1 protein-coding gene is annotated in these 571 nt (G+C 58.3%); it reads left to right on the top strand.

What is annotated here, in order from left to right; all coding sequences use genetic code 11:
* Window positions 1-523: helix-turn-helix domain-containing protein (locus lacNas_RS03090; RefSeq protein ID WP_201346573.1), on the top strand; the 523-nt coding region annotated here is incomplete at its 5' end.
* Between the last annotated feature and the right edge of the window lie 48 nt (window positions 524-571).

The following is a 571-nucleotide window of genomic DNA, read 5'->3' as shown; positions in this document are numbered from 1 at the left end:
ACTCCTGCTGGCAGCTGACGCGGAAATTGGGCTGCATGGCCGGGCAGCGGTCGACGGGCCGGCCGGGGCCGCCTTCCTGACGGCCTTGGTTGAATACCAGGCCGGCGCTGCTTTTGCGCCCGTCTTGCTGAAAAGCCAGCTGCTGACGGCCTTGGCTCAGGCCCAGCGGACCTTGAGCGGGGAGAGCAGCCTGAGTGAAGGCGAGATCCGCCGCTATGTCGCGGAAAACTACGTCTCAACCAGCCTGACGGCCGCGGCGGCTTATTACGGTCTCAGCCCCAACTATTTTTCCGACCTGGTCAAAAAGAAGACCGGGCTGAGCTTCATTGAGCTGGTCGACGAGCAGAAGATGGAGGCAGCCGTCCGCCTTTTGGCCCGGCCAGACCTGTCGATCAAGCAAATCATCGGCCTGGTTGGCTATCGGGGCAAGTCCTTCTTTTATGAAAAATTCGGCAAGTATTACGGGATGTCGCCGGCGGCCAAGCGAAAAGAACTCTTCCGCCAGCAGGGTATCAATTTGTGAAAAGAGAAAACCGCTGAACTGTAAGTTCAGCGGTTTTTGCATGAAAAG

It is taken from the genome of Lactobacillus nasalidis (assembly GCF_016587775.1).
In the GTDB taxonomy this organism is placed as follows: domain Bacteria; phylum Bacillota; class Bacilli; order Lactobacillales; family Lactobacillaceae; genus Lactobacillus; species Lactobacillus nasalidis.
The sequence above is the reverse complement of the archived record's forward strand: the minus strand, read 5'-3'. Positions and strand labels throughout refer to the sequence as shown.